This window comes from Streptococcus sp. SS-4456, from assembly GCF_036680365.1.
Taxonomy (GTDB): domain Bacteria; phylum Bacillota; class Bacilli; order Lactobacillales; family Streptococcaceae; genus Streptococcus.
The window spans coordinates 21,037-39,705 of sequence record NZ_JAVIHI010000019.1; the positions used below are offsets into that span (position 1 = coordinate 21,037).

The following is an 18,669-nucleotide window of genomic DNA, read 5'->3' on the forward strand; positions in this document are numbered from 1 at the left end:
GAAGTATATGGCTTTTGAAAGCTTAACAGAACGTTTACAGAATGTTTTTAAAAATCTGCGTCGTAAAGGAAAAATTTCTGAGAGTGATATTCAGGAAGCAACCAAGGAAATTCGTCTGGCCTTACTAGAAGCTGACGTTGCCTTGCCTGTTGTAAAAGACTTTATCAAGAAGGTGCGTGAACGTGCTATCGGTCATGAAGTCATTGAAACCCTGAACCCCGCTCAACAAATTATCAAAATCGTTGATGAAGAATTGACGGCTGTATTAGGGTCTGAAACGTCTGACATTATCAAGTCACCAAAAATTCCAACCATTATCATGATGGCTGGTTTGCAGGGTGCTGGTAAAACGACCTTCACAGGTAAGTTGGCCAACAAACTCAAACAGGAAGAAAATGCTCGTCCACTCTTGATTGCTGCCGATATTTACCGTCCAGCTGCCATTGACCAGTTGAAAACCCTTGGACAACAAATTGATGTACCTGTATTCGAGTTGGGTAATCAAGTCCCTGCACTGGAAATCGTTCGTCAAGGGCTGGAGCAAGCCAAAGCCAATCATAATGACTATGTCTTGATTGATACGGCCGGTCGTTTGCAGATTGACCAAGCCCTCATGGCCGAATTGAGAGAAATCAAAGAGTTTGCTCAGCCAAACGAAATCCTCTTGGTCGTCGATGCTATGATTGGTCAGGAAGCTGCCAACGTTGCGCGTGAGTTCAATGATCAACTGGCTATTACTGGTGTGATTTTGACCAAGATTGACGGTGATACACGTGGTGGTGCAGCCTTGTCTGTCCGTCACATTACTGGTCAGCCAATCAAATTCACCGGTACTGGTGAAAAAATCACAGATATTGAAACCTTCCACCCGGACCGTATGTCCTCGCGTATTCTGGGCATGGGTGACATGCTGACCTTGATTGAAAAAGCCAGCAAAGAATACGATGAGAAGAAATCATTGGAACTCGCTGAAAAAATGCGTGAGAATACCTTTGATTTCAACGATTTCATTGATCAGCTGGACCAAGTTCAGAATATGGGACCAATGGAAGACCTGCTGAAGATGATTCCAGGTATGGCTGGTAACCCAGCCCTTGCCAACTTGAAAGTTGACGAGCGTGAAATTGCAAGAAAACGAGCTATCGTATCTTCTATGACACCAGCCGAACGAGAAAATCCTGATTTGTTGACACCGAGCCGTCGCCGTCGTATTGCTAACGGTTCAGGAAATAGCTTTGTCGAAGTCAATAAATTTATCAAGGATTTCAACCAAGCGAAGATCATGATGCAAGGTGTCATGTCTGGCGATATGAGCAAGATGATGAAGCAAATGGGTATTAACCCAAATAATCTTCCAAAGAATATGCCAAATATGAATGGTATGGATATGTCTGCTCTTGAAGACATGATGGGCGGTGCAGGAATGCCTGATATGAGCCAACTGATGGGAGGAGCTGGTATGCCAGATATGTCCCAAATGTTTGGAGGCGGTTTGAAAGGTAAAATTGGTGAGTTTGCCATGAAACAAGCCATGAAACGCCAAGCCAATAAAATCAAGAAAGCTAAAAAGAAGAGAAAATAATCTCTTCTTTTTACTTTTTTTCTAAGTGGTTAAGTTGTAGCAATAGAAAATAGGAGTAGGATGGTAGAAAAGAGCTCTATTTTGCATTTTGAATTTCCGTTATAGAGGAAAGTTTTAAAAAAGTCCCTCATACTAGACATTTTCCGTGATGTCCGTTAAAATGGAAAAATAACGATAAACAAAGGACAAGTCATGAATTATATCGCAATAATAGGAAATATTATCCACTCAAAACAGGTTTCCCAGCGTTCAAACACTATAGAAGGTCTAAAACAGCAGCTGCATAGTATCAATTATTCTTTTTCCCAGAACTTGGCATCGCCATTTACCCTTACAAAGGGAGATGAATTTCAAGCCCTATGCAAACCTAACCCTCATATTTTTTTGATGATTGACCAAATTCAACTGGCTTTTCGTGATCAGCTAGAAATAAAATTTGGAATTGGACTGGGGAAAATTTTGACCGCCATCGACCCCAAACAAAGCATTGGAGTGGATGGACCTGCTTATTGGGAAGCGCAAAAAGCGATAAAGTTCATTCAAGATAAGGATGATTATGGTAGTAGCCTAGTTGCTTTTTCTTCTGAATACAAGCAAATCGACCGTGTCATCAATCCTTTACTTACTTCAAGTGATTTTATCAAAGCTACTTGGAATAGTTCACAAACGGATCTGTTTGTGAACTTAATCTCCAAAAAAATCTATCATGAAGAATTTAAGCAAAAGCCAATTGCTGAGAAAATGAAACTCAGTCAAAGCGCCTTTACTAAACGCTTAAAATCAAGTGGAATAAAACTTTATTTCCGAAATCGAAAAATAGCTATGGATTTAATCCTGCAGCTCAGTCAAAGAAGTTGAATATGTTTACATAATTTATATTGTGTAATTTTTTTTCAGAATTCTAATCGCAATACAATTTCATCTTCATCATATTCGCCCGTTTCAACAAAGCCAAGCGATTGATACAAGGCTTTGGCTGGGGTGTTTTGGGATAAAATGCAAAGCTGAACAGCTGAAAATTTTCTTTCTGAGCGGAATTTTTCCAGTAACTGTGTCATAGCCTGACGACCCAAACCTTGTCGCTGGAAGTCGGCATCAATGAAGAATTCAGAGATGAGATAGGCTTGTCGTTCAGGGAAATCATGGTATAAAACTAGATCGACTCAGCTTGGTCAGGCGAAACTGATAAAGGAATTCTCCAATTATCAGGGTTAATAGGAACAAAATCAAGCATAAAACCTCCTTTCGTATTTGTTTTTATTATAGCATATTTTTTTATTAACTAATTTCCCTACAGACATCTTTCTGAAAAACTATAATTTTCTTGAAACTTATATGAGGTTATGCTATACTAATCATATAACTAAAATCAGGAGAAATACATGCGTCGTGAGTTATTATTGGAAAAAATTGAACAGCTAAAAGAAATCATGCCCTGGTATGTCTTGGAATATTACCAATCAAAGTTGTCTGTGCCTTATAGTTTCACAACCTTATATGAATACTTGAAAGAATATCGTCGTTTTTTTGAATGGTTGCAGGATTCAGATTTGGTCACTGTTAAACGGATTGCTGACATTCCTCTGGATGTTCTGGAACATCTGACCAAGAAAGATATGGAGGCCTTTATTCTTTATCTGCGGGAACGTCCCTTACTGAACGCCAATACCACGCAGAATGGTGTGTCGCAGACCACCATTAACCGTACCCTGTCGGCTCTTTCTAGTCTCTTCAAGTATTTAACCGAAGAAGTGGAAAATGAGCAGGGCGAGCCCTACTTCTACCGCAATGTCATGAAGAAGGTGTCCACCAAGAAGAAGAAGGAAACCTTGGCAGCACGGGCGGAGAACATCAAGCAAAAGCTCTTTTTGGGAGATGAAACCATGGAGTTCTTGGACTATGTGGACAAGGAATACCAGGTCAATCTCTCAAAACGTGCTCTCTCCTCCTTCCAAAAAAACAAGGAACGGGACTTGGCGATTTTGGCACTTCTCTTGGCATCTGGTGTTCGTCTGTCTGAGGCGGTCAATCTGGACCTCCGTGATGTCAACCTCAATATGATGATTATCGAAGTAACCCGTAAGGGTGGTAAACGGGATTCGGTCAATGTGGCTGGGTTTGCTAAGCCCTATCTGGAAGCCTATATGAGCATCCGTCAACAACGCTACAAGGCTGAAAAAACGGATACAGCCTTCTTTCTGTCCGAATACCGTGGTCTGCCCAATCGTATCGACGCTTCTTCTATTGAAAAAATGGTAGCCAAGTACTCTGCGGACTTCAAGATTCGTGTGACACCCCACAAACTCCGTCACACATTGGCAACTCGTCTCTACGACGCCACCAAGTCGCAAGTTCTAGTCAGTCATCAGCTGGGCCATGCCAATACCCAGGTCACTGATCTCTATACCCATATCGTCAACGATGAACAGAAAAATGCTCTGGATCAGTTATGATGTTACGTAACATAAATTATGTAAATAAATTAAGGAGTAAGCGAAAACTTACCCCTTTTTTCTCTTAAATCTAAATCAATTCTTTCAATTTGTCCTGATTGACAGCTGGGTACTGGTCCAAAAAGGCTGAGAGTGTACGCAGAACAGCAGGTATGTGTCCAATCTGGTCATTCTCCACCTGCAAGACCAAGAGTGGCTCGTGGAGGCTCATACGGAGCAAGAGCCAGCCGTCACCATAAGGCTCAGTCAGGTCAAACCGCACTCCTTCTTCGTTTTCTGGGTTAAAAGCAAAGCCTTCGAGGCTGGTTTGGCGGAGGTTAGCAATCACCTGTTCACCCAGTGCTCGATAATCTGTAGCTTCTAGTTTGAACCGCACTTCTTGGGTTTCCAGCGGTTGTTTAAGCTGGGCAATCAAGTCGTCCAAGGACTTGCCTTCCGCTTGCAGTTTTGGTAAGAGCATGAGAATCTTAGCTGCCACATACGTTCCGTCATCGAGGAAGTAATTCTCTTTAAAGGCAGCGTGTCCTGAAGTTTCGATAGCCAACTGGCAATCAACTCCCTCTTGGTTTGCTAAAATAGCACGGTTGATGACATTACGGTAACCTGAAATATAGCGAATTTGTTTGCCGCCAAGGCTTTCAATAAAGATTTTTAGGTGTTCAGAGGTTGGAGAGTTGGTCACAACACTGGTTCCTGGATGTTCAGCTAGGACAATCTGGCTAAGAACAGCAATCAGGTTGTTACGATTGAGAATTTGACCTGACTTGGTGACCAGGGCGGCACGGTCAACGTCGGTATCAAAGATAATGCCAAGGTCTGCACCTTGCTTCAAGACAGCCTGACGAATGCTTTCCATAGCTTCCTTGTTGTCTGGGTTTGGAACATGGTTTGGGAAGGTACCATCTGGGTCTAAGAATTGTGAACCAGTGGTATCTGCTCCCAATTCTTTCAACACTTTCTCAGTAAAGAAACCTCCCGCGCCATTTCCAGCATCAACGATGATATTAAGACCTGTCAGTGGTTTTCCTTGTCCGCCACAAGCGGTACGAATTTTGCCAACTAAGTCTTGGGCATAAGGCGTAATCAAGTCTGCTTGGGTCACACTTCCAAGGGAAGAAGCTGGCAAGTCTTCACTATGCGAGAGGATGAAGTCAATATCTTCATGCTCTGCTCCGCCATTTTCCGAAAAAATCTTAATGCCGTTAAAGTAATAAGGTAGGTGGCTGGCAGTAACCATGACGCCTGCGTGGCACTTGAACTGCGGGTACTGGGTGCTCATGAAGAGGGCGGGCGTGGTGGCCATGCCAAGGTCAATCAACTGAATGCCCAAGCGCACCGCTTCTTCCGTGAAGGCTGCGACCAGGTCTGGACCGCTGAGGCGGCTATCCCGACCGATACCAATTTTGAGTTGTCCTTTTTGATAGGCTTGAGCAAGTTCAGGCTTCTGGATTAGCCAATGAATCAGTCCGCGAACGATTTCCTTGGTGGCTTGCGGCGTGAGGTTGACAGCGTATTCGTCCGTTGCAATCGCAATCCCGCGAATATCCGATCCGTTTTGTAGTACGTGATGATGGGTCATAGCTTCCTCCTTGAGTTAGATAGTCTTAGTATAGCATAATTTCAAAACGCTTTCAAAACTAAAAAGCACAGTTTTCACTGTACTTTAGTGATGCTTACAGTTGTCCCAGCTTCCAATTGACTTTCCACGGAAATAGCTAGTTCCAACTGATTCAAGACCCGCTTGGTTAGATAGAGCCCAAAACCTGTCGCTTTTTGGTGTTCACGGCCATTAAAACCTGTAAATCCCTCGTCAAACAGGCGTGGAATGTCTTCGGCTAGAATCCCAATTCCCGTATCGGAAATAGAAATTCCCTCATTCAGTTCAATGGCTACCTTACCACCTGTCTTATTGTACTTGAGGGCGTTGTCGATGATCTGTGATAGGGCAAAACTGAGCCACTTTCTGTCGGTTTTCAGTAACCAATTTCCATCGATGGTCACTGAAATGTCTTTTTGCAAGAACTGATTGCGGTATTTTTTGACTAAATCGACCACTACGTCTCTTACTTCCACCTGCTCAAAACGAAAATCGCTGGCATGGTTGGTCAGCTTGAGGTAGTTGAGAAGATTGGCCATGTAATTGTCCAAGCGTAAGAGCTGGTGATTGACATCCTGCTGGTTGAGATTGTCAGTCTGGCTCATCAAAGACAGGGCAGCCAGAGGCACTTTCATCTGGTGGGACCACATTTTGACCATAGCTTGCAGGTCTTCTTCTCGTGACTTATAGACCAAAAGCTGCTCCCGCGTCGCCTCCTTTTCCGCTTCAATCAAGTTGAGATAGGCCAAGTCCACAGGCTTATTAAGCAGGGGCAGAGCTTCTTCATGGACATAGTCATCCAAGGCTCTCATGCGGTTGTGAAACTTCCAGAAAAGCCCTACTGTCAGTAGGATGATAAGGGTTAGGGACAATAGCAGAGCGTTTTGTAGAAATTCTCTGGGCAATTGGTAGAGATAGAAAAGCAAGATAAAACTGCCAGACAAAACAATGTATGAGAAATAAAAACTCCTATATTCTCGGATAAATCTTGCTATCATTTGACCAAGTACCCCACACCACGAACCGTATGAATACGTTCAAAACCGACCTCGCTCACCTTCTTACGCAGTCTGGTCATGTTGACATTGAGCGTATTCTGGTCGATAAATTCTTCATTTTCCCAGAGTTTTTCCAAGAGTTCTTCCTTGCTGACAATCTGCCCTTGTCTTTCTAGCAAGGCGGACAAAATCTTGGTTTCCGTAGGAGACAATTGAACCTGTTCTGATTCGTTTGAAAATCGCCCGTCTAAACTAAGCTGGAATTGGTCGATAGACAAATCAGTTGTTTTGCTGAATTGATTGACCCTACGCAGAAAGGCACCGATTTTGGCATCCAAAATTCCTAGTGAAAAAGGCTTGGAAACAAAATCATCGCCACCCATGTTCATGGCCATGACCGCATTCATCTCATCATCGCTAGAAGAGATAAAGATAATGGGCATGGTCATGGTTTTACGGATTTCTGTCGTCCAGTAAAAGCCGTTGTAATAAGGCAGGCTAATGTCCATCAGCACTAAGTCTGGTTTGATTTCCGCAACTTCCTGACTGACAGCTCGGAAATTCTGCACACTTTCTACCTGATAAGATTTTCCCAAATGCTGCTTCAAGAGCTGGACAATCATCTCATCATCTTCAACAATATAAATCTTTTCTTTTTTCATGTTCTTCATTCTGCAAAAGCCAGGACACAGGTCTTGGCTTCTAGATACTTCCATTTCTCATTTTTATGTTTGTCATAATCAATTTGTCATCTTCAATACTGACGATAACCCTGTAATTGCCGATACGATAGCGCCATTGACCAGAACGATTAGCAGTCAAGGCTTTTCCGTATTGTCTGGGGTTGTCACACCCGTCAATATGCTTATACAGATACCGCAAAATCAAACTTGCAGCAGTTTTATCCATCTTTCGAATTTGCTTTTGAGCCTTAGCAGACAAAATAACCTTATAACTCAATGCCCAACTCCTCAGCCATTTGTTCTAATGTTATCGGCTCAATTCCATTCGCCAAGTCTTCTTGGTATTCTGCCCAAGCTTTGTCTGCCACACGCGCATCGTACTCATCTTCAAGGGCTTCAAGGGTTTTAGTCCGAATGAGTTCTGATAAACTCACACCTTCAAACTTTGCCATAGCTTGCATAAAGAGTTTGTCCTGCTCAGAAACTTTCAATGTAATAGCTGCCATTTTCTCACCTCTTCTAGTGTTCCTTAGGTATTACCATTGTAACACCATTTCCTAAAAAAAGCAAGAAATCTCGCACAAGGCGAGACTTCTTCTACCGTTCAATAATGCGATAATAGGTGCGACTAGTCCACTTGTAAATGACAAAGTAAATCAAGGCAACTGCAAGCAATGTAATTCCACTGACCGTGTAAATCATAAGAGATGAGGTAACCCCAAAGGTCAGTAGCATTTGCTTCAGCATGACCAAGGATACTACAAAATGCACAGTTGCCATGACCAAAGGCATAAAGAAGACCGTAAGTGTTTGGGAGTTAATGGTCTTTTTGACCGCTGCTGCACTCATGCCCACTTCTTGTAGGATCTTGTAGGATTTTTTGTCTTCATACCCTTCCGAATACTGCTTGTAGTAGATAATCAAGGCTGCCCCCAGTAGGAAACTAATGCCCAACAAGAAACCTGTAAAGAGGAAACCGCCTGTAAAGCCCATCAGTAAATTGTTGAAATCTGATTTTTGCATAGCATATCCTAGGAATTCTCCGTTTGCATCGTTGATATTATAAGAGTCCCCAGTTTGCTCACCAATCGAAGCAACCTCTTCATTTGTTAAGTCGGTAAAGACACGGTAGTCCAGACTGACTTGATAGCCTTGCGGATTATTGGACTCATAATACTCACGAACAGTATTCAATACAGTGTCATCACTGACTACCATAACGGCGGCATTTAGCGTATTGGTGATGTCTGGGAAAATAGCCTGGTCAAGATTAGCTACATTCTCAAAGGTTTGATCACCCAAAACAAGCTTCTTCAGCGATGGTTTTTCGCCCGGACGCATAAAGACCACTTGATTGGCAGCAAGCTCTGGCAGGTCATTGCCTAATTTCCTGAAATCATCTTGCGTGATGAAGTAGGTAAAGGCCATTTTAGAAAAATCTGGATTGGAAATATTTTTTGGGCTAATGACAATCTCTTCGCCACCATCATAGACCAACCCAGCTTGATAGGTCAGGTAGGATAGATTGTCATTGGCTTTTTCTGGAAAATGGCTGAGTACCGATTGCTGATAGGCAGCTTCACCTTGACTTCTATCCGAAACTTTATAGGTAATGGATGTTTCCTTGGGATAGAGTCCACCAGTCATACTGCTCATACCTGTATAAAGGGATGTTGTAGTCGCAATGGTCACAAAGGCCATGACGGCAAGTAGCGTAATATTGGCCAAACCCGTTGCGTGCTGTTTCATCCGGAAAATCATCTGCGATGTCGTAATAAAATGCTCAGGCGTATAGAAATACCGCTTGTTTTTCCGACGAGCCTTCAAATACCAAGTCATAAAGCTGATGTAGAACAGATAGGTCCCCGCAATGACAAAGAGCACAGCGATAAAGAACCGATAGATAACAGCTAGACCTTCTGCTTTAGATGAAAGCGATAAGTAGTATCCAACACCCAGTCCCACTACACCAAGGGCAGCCAGAAGGACATTGCCTTTTGGCTCCTTCTCTCCTTTTTCACTAGCTCGGAACAAAATCAGTGGACTGGTCTTGCCAATGGTCCGAATGGCCAGCAATTCCAAGAGAAAGAAGATACCAGCAAAGAGAAAGGCGGTCATGACAAAGGCCAGAGGATCTATTCCAAAATGTAAATCACTATAATGTGTTATATTGACAAAAATCAAGTAGAGAACATTTGCAAACACACCAGCTAAGACAGAACCAAGAACCACAACCAGTAAGAATATCATCATCAATTCTAGGCTGGCTATCAAGGCTACTTTTTTCTTGTTCATCCCCAGCATGTTATAGAGACCAAATTCCCTCGCCCGTTGTTTCATCAGGAAATTAAAACTATAAATCTCCATAATGACCGAGAAAATGGTCAGAACAACAACACCAAGACCTATAGAAATGGCACCAGAGCCCATGGTCTTCATAACTGGACTTAGCATGAGTAAGAACATGGAACAAATCAGAGTAAATAGTACAAGACTGGCTAAAACGAAGGGAGCAAAAACACCCATGGATTTTCGGATATTTTGCCCAGCAAGTTTGAGGTAAAACATCTACTCACCCCCTAAAAGTGCAGACATATTGAGCGAAATTTCTTTGGCAAAGTCTTGATTGCTCTTGCCTGCCTTGTACAATTGATGGAAAATGCGACCGTCCTTGATAAAGAGAACCCGTTTGGCATGACTGGCTGCGTTGGCTGAGTGGGTCACCATGAGAATGGTTTGGCCGTCACGGTTAATCTCTTCAAACAAATTCAGCAAGTCCTCTGAATTGCGATAATCTAGGGCAGCCGTCGGTTCGTCTGCTAGGACAATTTGTGGCTGGGTAATCAAACTACGAGCAATGGCCACGCGCTGCTTTTGTCCACCAGATAGTTCAAAAGGACGTTTCTTCAACAAATCTTGAATGCGTAATTTTGGAGCTAAAGCTTTCAACCGTTTTTCCATTTCCTCATGGCTGGTACGTGCCAATACCAGAGGTAAAAAGATATTGTCTTGGATGGACAGGGTATCCAAGAGATTAAAATCTTGGAAAACAAAACCTAGGTTACGCAAACGGAAATCTGCCAGCTTGCTTTCCTTGATTTTGGTGATGTCTTGATTGTTTAAGATAACAGAGCCCCTCGTCGGCTTGTCCAGGGTTGCTAGAATGTTAAGCAAAGTCGTCTTACCTGAACCACTTTCACCCATAATTGCGATAAATTCGCCCTCTTCTACCTTAAAATCCACATCTTGCAAGGCACGAGTTTCCTCTTTTGAAAAGCGCGTGCGGTAAACTTTTTCTAAATGATTGATTTCTAATAACATATTAACTCCTAATTGTTTTCTTTAGATAAATCAACTGCATCAAGTAATGCTTGATAGTCGATTCGGTCTGACTCAGAAATATTATCTTCTAAATCCACCTTATAATAACCATCCTGGACACCGACGGCCCATTCCTTGTTAGTTGTTACATAGAGAGTATTCAAGGATATTGTCTTTTTCACTGCCCCTTCTTCTTTGACAACAGGCCATTCCATAAACTGAACTTCTGCTCCTTGAATACTATCTTCGGCAACTTCCTGTTTGCTAACGGCATAGTCTTTTCCCTTGTAATGGAAAGTTTGATAGCCCTCATCAAAGCTAAGGCCTGCTGAAGAGGAAGAACAAGCAGTTAGCATTATACTGCCCAAAGCCAGCAAACCAAATGCTTTCTTTTTCATAGTTTCCTCCCTCTAGTATGCCATAAATCGCATACTTTGCAAATCATGGGCGAGCTCTTCCAAAAATGCAGCTTGTTCCATGAGTTCAATCTTCTCTTTTTCAGAGAATACCTTTTCTTCTATTCTCTTTGATTGTAAAAATTTGAATGACATATGATTTCCTTCTTTCGTTTACTTATGAGTCTATTATAGAACAGATCCCTTTGCCACTCCCTTACAGTTCATACTAAGAAACTTACAGCTTTGTAAGGAAAGAAAAAAAGACACCATTTCTGGCATCTTTCAATTCATTTTATTTTGTTAGACCGATAAAGGCAATCATGTCATCCAACTCTTCCTTGCTCTCTGTCACAAGGAGGTAGGCATCATTTCCTTGCAATTCTGCAAAGGCGTCGGGCATGCGTTTAACGGTCTTAATCTTATCAGCAAATTTCTGATAAATATCGTCTGCTGAGTAAACATAGTCTGTTGTATCACGACGAGTTGCTACCAAGCAGTATTGTGGTTCAAATCTACGTTCCTCAATTGTACCACCTGTTGCGATATTAGCATAGTCACGGAAGAGATCAATGGAATGGGCGTAGTTATAGGCTTCTACTGTGAAACCACCTGCCATACGGTTATTGTATTCAATGGCGATATAATCATCACCTTCCTTGAAAAATTCAATATGGAAGAAACGCTCCCTCATACCAAAAGTCTTGATAATAGCTCTGCCATATTCAACTAACTTCGGATCTAGTTCTTTCTCGATAAAGTAGGCATTGTCCTTCTTGGTTTGTATCAATTCAAACGGTGTATGAACGTAGGTCAAACCTGTTTCAAAAACAACATTGCCTTCATGATCGACCAATCCGTCATATGTTGTGATGATGCTTGAATTAACAAATTTTTCTAAGAAATAGACGGTGCTTCTATCCCAAGTGTCAACAAATCGATCAAAATCTTCCTTATTTTCGATTTTGAAAGTCCCAGATGCACCGACACCATTGTCTGGCTTAGCAATCATTGGAAAACCAACATTCTTCAAAGCTCTGCCAAAGTCGCGTTCCGTTTTAACCACTACACCTGGAACAACTGGAACACCTGCTTTTTTGAAATATTTTTTCATTTCAGACTTAAATTTAGTCTTTTTCAGGTGTTTGGGTTTGGCACCAAAGATATTAAATTGCTCACGTAGGGCTGCGTCGTTTTCAAGCCAGTGCTCATTGTGGGATTCTACACGGTCAATTGGACCATGTTTGTAAATTAGGAAGGCTGCCGCACGCTTAACTTCATCTAAATTTTCTAAATCATTCACACGGAAGTATTCTGTCAAAGCATTGCGGAGTTCTTCAGGTAATTGATCATAAGGTTCTTGTCCGATACCAAGAACAGTCACTCCTTCTTTTTTAGCCAATTCGATGGTGAAGGGTTGGAAATTTTCTGGATAAAAAGGGGAAATAACGAGATAATTCATAGGCAGTCCTTTCTAATTTTTTATAGTCCGATTGAGTGAAGAAAGAATGGCATTTGTTTTCTCCACCATACCCAGTCGTGAGCCACATCAGTACCCCAGGTGTCAAACCAAGCTGGGATATTTTTCTCTTCAAATGCGCGTTTTAGATTATAAAATGAGTCTAAGCCATCTTGCTCCCAATCGCCCAAACCTGTGCAGACGATGATATCTGCTTGGCGATATTTGTCGATAAACCAACCATCATTTTGGTTCCAGATGTAGTCTGCTGGTGAATTTTGATAAACTGCATCATCATGCCCGTAGTCGTGGTTGTTGTTAAAGAAACGAGCATCATAGACACCTGAAAGGGCGATAACTTTTGTAAATACATCTGGATGCTGGAGGAAGAAATTGAGCGCGTGATAAGCTCCCATAGAACAACCAGTTGTCATCATACCGTCAAACCAACCCGTCTTATGTTTGATAAATGGAATAGCTTCCTCAATTACATAACGTTCATAGGCACGATGAGCCTCTGCTTTATCATGAATGGATTTCCAATCTGCTAACCAGCTTTCTTTATCATGACTGGTAAGAGTAAAAAATTGGACATTCCCAGCCTCAATTGAGCCACGGCAGGCTTCAATCATACCAAAATCTGCGTATTCATTGTACGAACCGCCTGATGAAGCGAAAACAACCACAGGGATACCTGCGTGACCATATCGGTTGAGATTCATTTCACGACCGAGATGGCCTGACCAGTGACTTAAAAATTCTACGTGCATCTTTTTTCTCCTAACTAATTCTTTACATTACCATTTTTCGCTTAAAAAGCGCAAGCAATCTGGCAAATAAGCTGCCCAAGCTTCTTCGTTGTGGACGGCACCGGAAACAACTTCCAAGGCGATATTGTCCAAATCAATTCCACCTGCTATCAATTGACGGTAGTAAGTTAGCGAGGAATTGATATAAGATTGCTTGATATTACCTGCCATCAGCGTTTTATCAGTATCATCTGCTTCCTCTGTTCCGACGTAGATATAAACTCGTTGGTCCTTATCCAGTGCTTGTCGCTCAATGTAACGGTCAAAGGCTTCTTGATGGAGCCAGTTAGCTGATGAAAATACTCCCAAACAGCCAATTTGGTCCTGATAGGCCAGTCCCATAAATTGAGTGATGTTGCCACCAAGTGATGAGCCAATCATGGCAGTATGGATTTTATCGGACTTAGTTCGATAGGTTTGGTCGATAAAAGGTTTGACCACATCCATAACAAATTCGGCATACAAGGTACCCTTTCCACCAAACTGAACACCAGGAATACCCATCTCGCTAAACTTCCAAGCAGCATATTCATGCATGCGATCAGCACCATCGTTATCAATAGCCACTACGATCATTTTTGCAATGTCTGGATTACGCTTAATAGTTGGGATGACTTTCCAAGAATGCCCTGAAAAAGCTTCCTTACTGTAGAGTACATTTTGCCCATCGTGGAAATAAACAACAGGGTAGGTTTTATCCGTATCTTCCTCATATCCTTTTGGCAATAAAACACGGACACGGCGTTTTCTAGCAGTAAAGGGTACTTCTAATTCATGAGTTTTCATATCTAGATAAAAATAGGACTTGTTCATAGACATCTCTTTCTAAACAGTGTTTTTAGTATTATACCATAGATTTTCTGAAATATTCAGAAAATTTAGTTTTTTTATTTCATTATTCTGATTTTCCGAACAATTTTTGCTCAGTTTTTAAGCGTTCCTCATAGACTCGACGGTAACGTTCCAGTTCTTTCAGTTCACGACTGGTCAGATTTTCAAAAATAGCCAATTCAATCCTGTCCTTATTACGTCGCCAGGTAGCAACCAGTCGTCCCTTGTAGAAAACAACGGGCTTGACAATGCCTGTCAGCGTATATATCTGGCGGATAAACTTAGGATCAAAGAAAGGATTGGCTTTCTTTTCATAACCTAGCAAAAGTTGGTCGAAACCTGCCACGAAGAGGCAGTCAGGCAGTTCTGCTTCTTCTAATTTTCCTAGATAAAAACGTTCTTCCCCTGCTACTTCTAAAGTTTTCAAATCCAACTGTTTCATCCAATCTAGGACCGTAGATTTATTTTCCTTGAAGTAGTAACGAGCATCCGCTAAGCTGACAGGACCAAAACCTGAAAAATACCGCCGTGCGATTTCCAGCTCTGCTTTTTCCCGTGAAAGTGGCTGAAAGTCTGTCAGGCGATGAAAACGTTTGGCACCGTACTCTTGATAGACTTCCCCACGCTCGACCATGTAGCGAAAAAGGCCGCCCCAGGCATTAAAGACCTGCTTCTCCTCCTCCTGCGTCATCTTTTCCGCACGGCAAAGGGCCTTGAGTTCCTCGCGGTTCATAGGACCTTGCTCAAGGGCTTCTAAAATCAGCTGGTGGTACTTCTGCTTTGTCTGCGGACTAAACCCATCTCGTCCTTCTGTCCTCAGGTAGTCGGTGCTGGCCAGCCGCCCCTCGTGGATATAGAGAGGAATTTCCGACTTGAGATAGGCATGAACCGTTCGCCGAATGGACCACTGGCGTGTCAACTCCTCCTGCCAGCTACCCTCATGAAAATCCTCCGCTGTCATACGGTTACGAAATCCGACATGAACATAGGGCTGAAACTGAGCCTGCAACCCATTGAGATTTTGGCAGATTTGCTGAACAGACTGAGGTGACAGTAAGCCCTGTTTCTTCAAGATAATTCCCTTCCAAGTATCGTGATTCATTCGTTTCTCCTTCGTTTTTCTAACCCTAGTATATCACAAAAGACACCCGAAGGTGTCCTGTACATTATGCTTTCACAATGGGAATCCAGAGTTCCATTTGGTAGTCTGGGGAACTCATGTCTCCTTCAAAATAGTACTCAAAATCTGGTGCACCTGAATGGCGATAGCCGTGTTCAGGAAAAAAAGTTTCTAGCGCATAACGCCATCCTGCATGAATAGATTGAGGAACAGGGCCTGTTAGGGTAAAAATAGCATAGTCAGCTTCGTGAACATCAAGAAGTTCTAAGCCTAACTTAGTCGCTTTTTCACTATCTGTGACATCATAAGCAGCCATATAATTAATCGTCTCGTCCGCTTGAGCTAATGTACAAACTCCAAAGGACTGCCCACTTCCTAGAGCAGCTAACTCTTCATAAGTATGGTTCTTGAACAAGTCTTCCCATACCTGCGGACACACTTCGTTACTGATTGCTGTGCGAAGAAGTCCAGCAACTGTAAAACCAGCCTTCTTTTCAATACGAACATCCATTTCTTTACCTCCTTGGATGGTTAATGATAGTTGCAAGGGTAAGAGGACCTTAAAAGGCAACCCCTTACGCACTTGACTAGGAGAAATCTGATGAAATTGTTTGAAGGCAAAGGCAAAAGAATCCGAAGATTCATACCCATATTTAAGGGCTATATCTATAATCTTTGCCTGTCCTTCACGAATGTCCATAGCAGCTCGCGTCAACTTTCGTAACCGAACGTATTCTGACAAGGACATATCTGTCAGAATCGAAAAGAGACGACTAAACATGGGAACGGAATATCCTGATATGCGCAAAAATTCCCGTTCATCGATTTCGCTTTCTAAAACGGACTCTAGGTAACGTACGGTTGCATTGAACTCTTTTATCATCAACTTCCCCTTTCCCTATCAGTTTACCATCTACCATCCAAGTTTTTCCGATACTTTTCGTCGGAAAACTATCGGCTTAAACCGTCAAAAACTCTTCCAAGTCCTTGAGTGAACGCTCTGCTATTGCTTCATAACGCTCCTTCTTGTCGCGGATCCGCGGCCCATCCAGCTCCTTGATGATCCCAAAGTTGACATTCATAGGCTGGAAGTGCTTGCTTTCGGTGTGGGTGATGTAGAATGGCAGAGCACCGATAGCTGTGGTCTGTGGGAAGATGACTGGGTCTTCACCACGGAAGCGGCGAACAGCATTGATACCGGCTACTAAGCCAGAGGCGGCAGACTCGACATAGCCTTCGACTCCTGTCATTTGACCTGCAAAGAAAAGATTGGGATTTTTCTTGGTCGCAAAGGTCTGTTCCAATAAGTTTGGCGAATCCATGTAGGAATTGCGGTGCATAACACCATAGCGAACAAATTCTGCATTTTCAAGTCCTGGAATCATCTGGAAGACCCGCTTCTGCTCGCCCCACTTGAGATGGGTTTGGAAGCCAACAATGTTATAAAGACTACCTGCTGCATTGTCCTGACGGAGTTGGACAACAGCATAGGGGGTCTTGTATTCACCATCACGTGGTCCCTTGTAATCTTCAGGGTATTCCAGACCGACTGGCTTCATAGGGCCATATAGCATGGTTTTGATTCCACGTTTGGCCATGACTTCAATAGGCATACAGCCCTCAAAGTATTTTTCTTTTTCAAAGGAATTGAGCGGCGCCTCTTCGGCTGAAATCAAGGCCTCATAGAAAGCGGTGAACTGCTCCTTGTTCATTGGAGCATTGAGATAAGCAGCTTCTCCCTTGTCATAACGGGACTTAAGATAAACTAAGTCCATGTTAATGGTCGAGCTGTCCACAATCGGTGCTGCCGCATCGTAGAAGTAAAAACCGTCGCCACCATTAAGCGAGTGAATCTTCTCTGCCAAGGCGTCTGATGTCAAAGGCCCCGTCGCGATGACTGTAATGGCATCATCAGGAATGTCCGTAATCTCACCGCGAATGACCTCAATCAGTGGGTGGTTGTAAATCTCATCAGTGACTGCTTGAGAGAAATTCTCACGGTCCATGGCCATGGCACCACCAGCAGGTACACGGTGAGCCTCACCAGCACGCATGATAATGGAATCCAAACGACGCATCTCTTCCTTGAGCAGACCGACAGCGTTAGTCAAACTATCTCCACGGAATGAATTGGAACAAACCAACTCCGCAAACTTGTCCGTCTTGTGCTGAGGAGTCGGCTTTACACCACGCATCTCGTAGAGTTTGACAGGAATGCCACGTTTGGCAATCTGATAAGCAGCTTCTGAGCCAGCCAAGCCAGCTCCGATAACGTTAATGTGGGTTTGAGACATGAAACTAATACCTCTAGCCAGAATATCTGACTACTGTTTGGGAATACCCCAAAACAGAACCTTTCTAAATTTTATACCTATCTAGTATACCAGAAAATGGCTAGAAAAGACAAAACTACCTTCATTGAAATGAAAGTAGCTTCACCTTTTTACATAATATATTTTATGTATATTCTTTACTGTTCTATCGCTTATTTACAATAGCTCCGCTATATCTCCAACAACCTCAAAATTCCAACCAAGTCTCCTATAAGAGTCGATTTCTTCCTGACTATACGGGAAAGTATTCAGCAAAATGGAATCCATTCCCAATTCATGAGCAATAGCTATATCGGATGTCAAATCATTACCAACCATAACCGTTTCCTCAACATCAAGATTATTTTCCTCTAAAACCAGTTGAAGAAATGCTGGTTCAGGCTTCTTCATCTTAAAGTCAGAAGAGATATAAATTTTTTCCATCAAATCCGCACAACCTGTCTGTTCAATTTCTGCCTGAGTAAAAATTCGTTGAGCATTAGAGAGAATAAATAATCGCGCTTCTCTATCCTTTAATGTCTGTAGACTAGTTAGGGTATTTTCATAAGCCTCTAACTTTTCACGTGAAAGCACGCGGAAAATCGTGGCTACTACTTGCCCAAAAGTCTCTAAATCAGTCGGCTTATTGGTACTTTGGTTTTCATTTGGTGCATCCGTTAATAGGCGAATGAAGATTGTTTCTAAATCAATTTCGACATACTGATAACTCACTGTTTCCGCGAGAGAGCTCTCTGCCTCTTCTACAAAACGATGATAGGCATTTTTCAACTGGCGCGGTCGATAGGAACAACCAAAAGCATTGTAAATCTGTGTTAGCTGATTCCAGACCTCTAGTTTATTCTCATCTGTACGAATATCAACCAATGTATCATAAAAATCGAAGATATAGTTTTTGTAACTTTTCATGTCTTTCTCCTAATCTTTAGACATCATTTTTTATATTATACCCCACAACAAAAACGTTTGCAACAATAGAACGAAAAAACCTACCACACATTGAACTGCACCCCAAAAGTTAGACAGAAAAAATCTAACATTTGGGGTGCTATTTTTATGAAATTGAGCTATGAAGACAAAATCGAAATCTA

Annotated in this window: 19 protein-coding genes and 1 pseudogene; 3 read left to right on the forward strand and 17 right to left on the reverse strand. The window is 42.4% G+C overall.

The annotated features are described in order from the left end of the window. Nucleotides 1–7 precede the first annotated feature (7 nt). Entirely contained in the window at nucleotides 8–1,582 is a 1,575-nt protein-coding gene (ffh, locus tag RFK25_RS06630) for a signal recognition particle protein (protein ID WP_332412473.1), read from the forward strand. A 192-nt stretch (nucleotides 1,583–1,774) separates the two neighbouring features. Beyond that, on the forward strand, nucleotides 1,775–2,440 hold the full coding sequence (locus tag RFK25_RS06635) for a SatD family protein (protein ID WP_332412476.1): 666 nt from the start codon (nucleotides 1,775–1,777) through the stop codon (nucleotides 2,438–2,440). A 35-nt stretch (nucleotides 2,441–2,475) separates the two neighbouring features. Here the strand turns inward: RFK25_RS06635 and RFK25_RS06640 are convergent. Then, nucleotides 2,476–2,712: pseudogene (locus tag RFK25_RS06640) on the reverse strand (GNAT family N-acetyltransferase); the annotation flags it as partial. Nucleotides 2,713–2,964: 252 nt separating this feature from the next. Between RFK25_RS06640 and xerS the strand changes: the two are divergent. Then, a complete protein-coding gene (gene xerS, locus RFK25_RS06645) occupies nucleotides 2,965–4,035 on the forward strand; it encodes a tyrosine recombinase XerS (protein WP_332412478.1) in 1,071 nt (356 codons plus the stop codon). A gap of 70 nt (nucleotides 4,036–4,105) precedes the next feature. Here the strand turns inward: xerS and RFK25_RS06650 are convergent, their stop codons facing one another. The 16 genes from RFK25_RS06650 to RFK25_RS06725 all read right to left on the reverse strand — a co-directional run bounded on the left by RFK25_RS06650 (nucleotide 4,106) and on the right by RFK25_RS06725 (nucleotide 18,487). Next, complete coding sequence (locus tag RFK25_RS06650) at nucleotides 4,106–5,614, reverse strand: phosphomannomutase/phosphoglucomutase (protein ID WP_332412480.1); 1,509 nt, start codon at nucleotides 5,612–5,614, stop codon at nucleotides 4,106–4,108. 74 nt (nucleotides 5,615–5,688) lie between these two features. Then, on the reverse strand, nucleotides 5,689–6,630 hold the full coding sequence (locus tag RFK25_RS06655) for a sensor histidine kinase (RefSeq protein ID WP_332412482.1): 942 nt from the start codon (nucleotides 6,628–6,630) through the stop codon (nucleotides 5,689–5,691). Beyond that, nucleotides 6,627–7,292, reverse strand: coding sequence for a DNA-binding response regulator (locus tag RFK25_RS06660; protein WP_332412483.1), 666 nt, complete (start codon nucleotides 7,290–7,292; stop codon nucleotides 6,627–6,629). The genes RFK25_RS06655 and RFK25_RS06660 overlap by 4 nt, the downstream gene beginning before the upstream one ends. Nucleotides 7,293–7,332: 40 nt before the next feature. Then, nucleotides 7,333–7,590, reverse strand: coding sequence for a type II toxin-antitoxin system RelE family toxin (locus tag RFK25_RS06665; protein ID WP_332412484.1), 258 nt, complete (start codon nucleotides 7,588–7,590; stop codon nucleotides 7,333–7,335). Continuing rightward, nucleotides 7,580–7,819, reverse strand: a complete 240-nt coding sequence (gene relB / locus RFK25_RS06670; protein ID WP_105095051.1) for a type II toxin-antitoxin system RelB family antitoxin — start codon at nucleotides 7,817–7,819, stop codon at nucleotides 7,580–7,582. Before relB ends, RFK25_RS06665 begins: the two co-directional genes overlap by 11 nt. 91 nt (nucleotides 7,820–7,910) lie before the next feature. Beyond that, on the reverse strand, nucleotides 7,911–9,881 hold the full coding sequence (locus RFK25_RS06675; RefSeq protein ID WP_332412485.1) for an FtsX-like permease family protein: 1,971 nt from the start codon (nucleotides 9,879–9,881) through the stop codon (nucleotides 7,911–7,913). After that, nucleotides 9,882–10,634: an ABC transporter ATP-binding protein gene (locus RFK25_RS06680; protein WP_332412488.1), complete on the reverse strand. Its 753-nt coding sequence runs from the start codon at nucleotides 10,632–10,634 to the stop codon at nucleotides 9,882–9,884. Nucleotides 10,635–10,642: 8 nt separating this feature from the next. Beyond that, nucleotides 10,643–11,032, reverse strand: coding sequence for a NisI/SpaI family lantibiotic immunity lipoprotein (locus RFK25_RS06685; protein ID WP_332412490.1), 390 nt, complete (start codon nucleotides 11,030–11,032; stop codon nucleotides 10,643–10,645). A 12-nt stretch (nucleotides 11,033–11,044) separates the two neighbouring features. Further along, the gene (locus tag RFK25_RS06690) at nucleotides 11,045–11,185 is read right to left on the reverse strand and encodes a hypothetical protein (RefSeq protein WP_332412492.1); all 141 of its coding nucleotides are present in this window, start codon (nucleotides 11,183–11,185) and stop codon (nucleotides 11,045–11,047) included. Nucleotides 11,186–11,324: 139 nt separating this feature from the next. Beyond that, complete coding sequence (locus tag RFK25_RS06695) at nucleotides 11,325–12,491, reverse strand: ATP-grasp domain-containing protein (RefSeq protein ID WP_332412494.1); 1,167 nt, start codon at nucleotides 12,489–12,491, stop codon at nucleotides 11,325–11,327. A 20-nt stretch (nucleotides 12,492–12,511) separates the two neighbouring features. Beyond that, complete coding sequence (locus RFK25_RS06700; RefSeq protein ID WP_332412496.1) at nucleotides 12,512–13,258, reverse strand: esterase family protein; 747 nt, start codon at nucleotides 13,256–13,258, stop codon at nucleotides 12,512–12,514. 27 nt (nucleotides 13,259–13,285) lie between these two features. Beyond that, the gene (locus RFK25_RS06705; RefSeq protein ID WP_332412497.1) at nucleotides 13,286–14,110 is read right to left on the reverse strand and encodes an alpha/beta hydrolase; all 825 of its coding nucleotides are present in this window, start codon (nucleotides 14,108–14,110) and stop codon (nucleotides 13,286–13,288) included. 82 nt (nucleotides 14,111–14,192) lie between these two features. After that, a complete protein-coding gene (locus tag RFK25_RS06710) occupies nucleotides 14,193–15,230 on the reverse strand; it encodes a DNA glycosylase AlkZ-like family protein (protein ID WP_332412499.1) in 1,038 nt (345 codons plus the stop codon). Nucleotides 15,231–15,294: 64 nt separating this feature from the next. Next, nucleotides 15,295–16,131: an AraC family transcriptional regulator gene (locus RFK25_RS06715; protein WP_014636394.1), complete on the reverse strand. Its 837-nt coding sequence runs from the start codon at nucleotides 16,129–16,131 to the stop codon at nucleotides 15,295–15,297. Between the two features lie 76 nt (nucleotides 16,132–16,207). After that, nucleotides 16,208–17,542, reverse strand: coding sequence for a methylenetetrahydrofolate--tRNA-(uracil(54)-C(5))-methyltransferase (FADH(2)-oxidizing) TrmFO (trmFO, locus tag RFK25_RS06720; RefSeq protein WP_332412500.1), 1,335 nt, complete (start codon nucleotides 17,540–17,542; stop codon nucleotides 16,208–16,210). Nucleotides 17,543–17,737: 195 nt separating this feature from the next. Continuing rightward, on the reverse strand, nucleotides 17,738–18,487 hold the full coding sequence (locus RFK25_RS06725; RefSeq protein WP_332412501.1) for an HAD family hydrolase: 750 nt from the start codon (nucleotides 18,485–18,487) through the stop codon (nucleotides 17,738–17,740). Nucleotides 18,488–18,669: the final 182 nt, after the last annotated feature.

Coding starts and splice junctions, on each gene's coding strand:
- RFK25_RS06700 (WP_332412496.1), bottom strand. CDS start 13,258: ATGCACGTAGAATTTTTAAGTCACTGGTCAGGCCATCTCGGTCGTGAA.
- RFK25_RS06725 (WP_332412501.1), bottom strand. CDS start 18,487: ATGAAAAGTTACAAAAACTATATCTTCGATTTTTATGATACATTGGTT.
- RFK25_RS06660 (WP_332412483.1), bottom strand. CDS start 7,292: ATGAAAAAAGAAAAGATTTATATTGTTGAAGATGATGAGATGATTGTC.
- RFK25_RS06690 (WP_332412492.1), bottom strand. CDS start 11,185: ATGTCATTCAAATTTTTACAATCAAAGAGAATAGAAGAAAAGGTATTC.
- RFK25_RS06715 (WP_014636394.1), bottom strand. CDS start 16,131: ATGATAAAAGAGTTCAATGCAACCGTACGTTACCTAGAGTCCGTTTTA.
- RFK25_RS06705 (WP_332412497.1), bottom strand. CDS start 14,110: ATGAACAAGTCCTATTTTTATCTAGATATGAAAACTCATGAATTAGAA.
- RFK25_RS06675 (WP_332412485.1), bottom strand. CDS start 9,881: ATGTTTTACCTCAAACTTGCTGGGCAAAATATCCGAAAATCCATGGGT.
- RFK25_RS06650 (WP_332412480.1), bottom strand. CDS start 5,614: ATGACCCATCATCACGTACTACAAAACGGATCGGATATTCGCGGGATT.
- trmFO (WP_332412500.1), bottom strand. CDS start 17,542: ATGTCTCAAACCCACATTAACGTTATCGGAGCTGGCTTGGCTGGCTCA.
- RFK25_RS06695 (WP_332412494.1), bottom strand. CDS start 12,491: ATGAATTATCTCGTTATTTCCCCTTTTTATCCAGAAAATTTCCAACCC.
- RFK25_RS06655 (WP_332412482.1), bottom strand. CDS start 6,630: ATGATAGCAAGATTTATCCGAGAATATAGGAGTTTTTATTTCTCATAC.
- RFK25_RS06680 (WP_332412488.1), bottom strand. CDS start 10,634: ATGTTATTAGAAATCAATCATTTAGAAAAAGTTTACCGCACGCGCTTT.
- ffh (WP_332412473.1), top strand. CDS start 8: ATGGCTTTTGAAAGCTTAACAGAACGTTTACAGAATGTTTTTAAAAAT.
- RFK25_RS06635 (WP_332412476.1), top strand. CDS start 1,775: ATGAATTATATCGCAATAATAGGAAATATTATCCACTCAAAACAGGTT.
- xerS (WP_332412478.1), top strand. CDS start 2,965: ATGCGTCGTGAGTTATTATTGGAAAAAATTGAACAGCTAAAAGAAATC.
- RFK25_RS06685 (WP_332412490.1), bottom strand. CDS start 11,032: ATGAAAAAGAAAGCATTTGGTTTGCTGGCTTTGGGCAGTATAATGCTA.
- relB (WP_105095051.1), bottom strand. CDS start 7,819: ATGGCAGCTATTACATTGAAAGTTTCTGAGCAGGACAAACTCTTTATG.
- RFK25_RS06710 (WP_332412499.1), bottom strand. CDS start 15,230: ATGAATCACGATACTTGGAAGGGAATTATCTTGAAGAAACAGGGCTTA.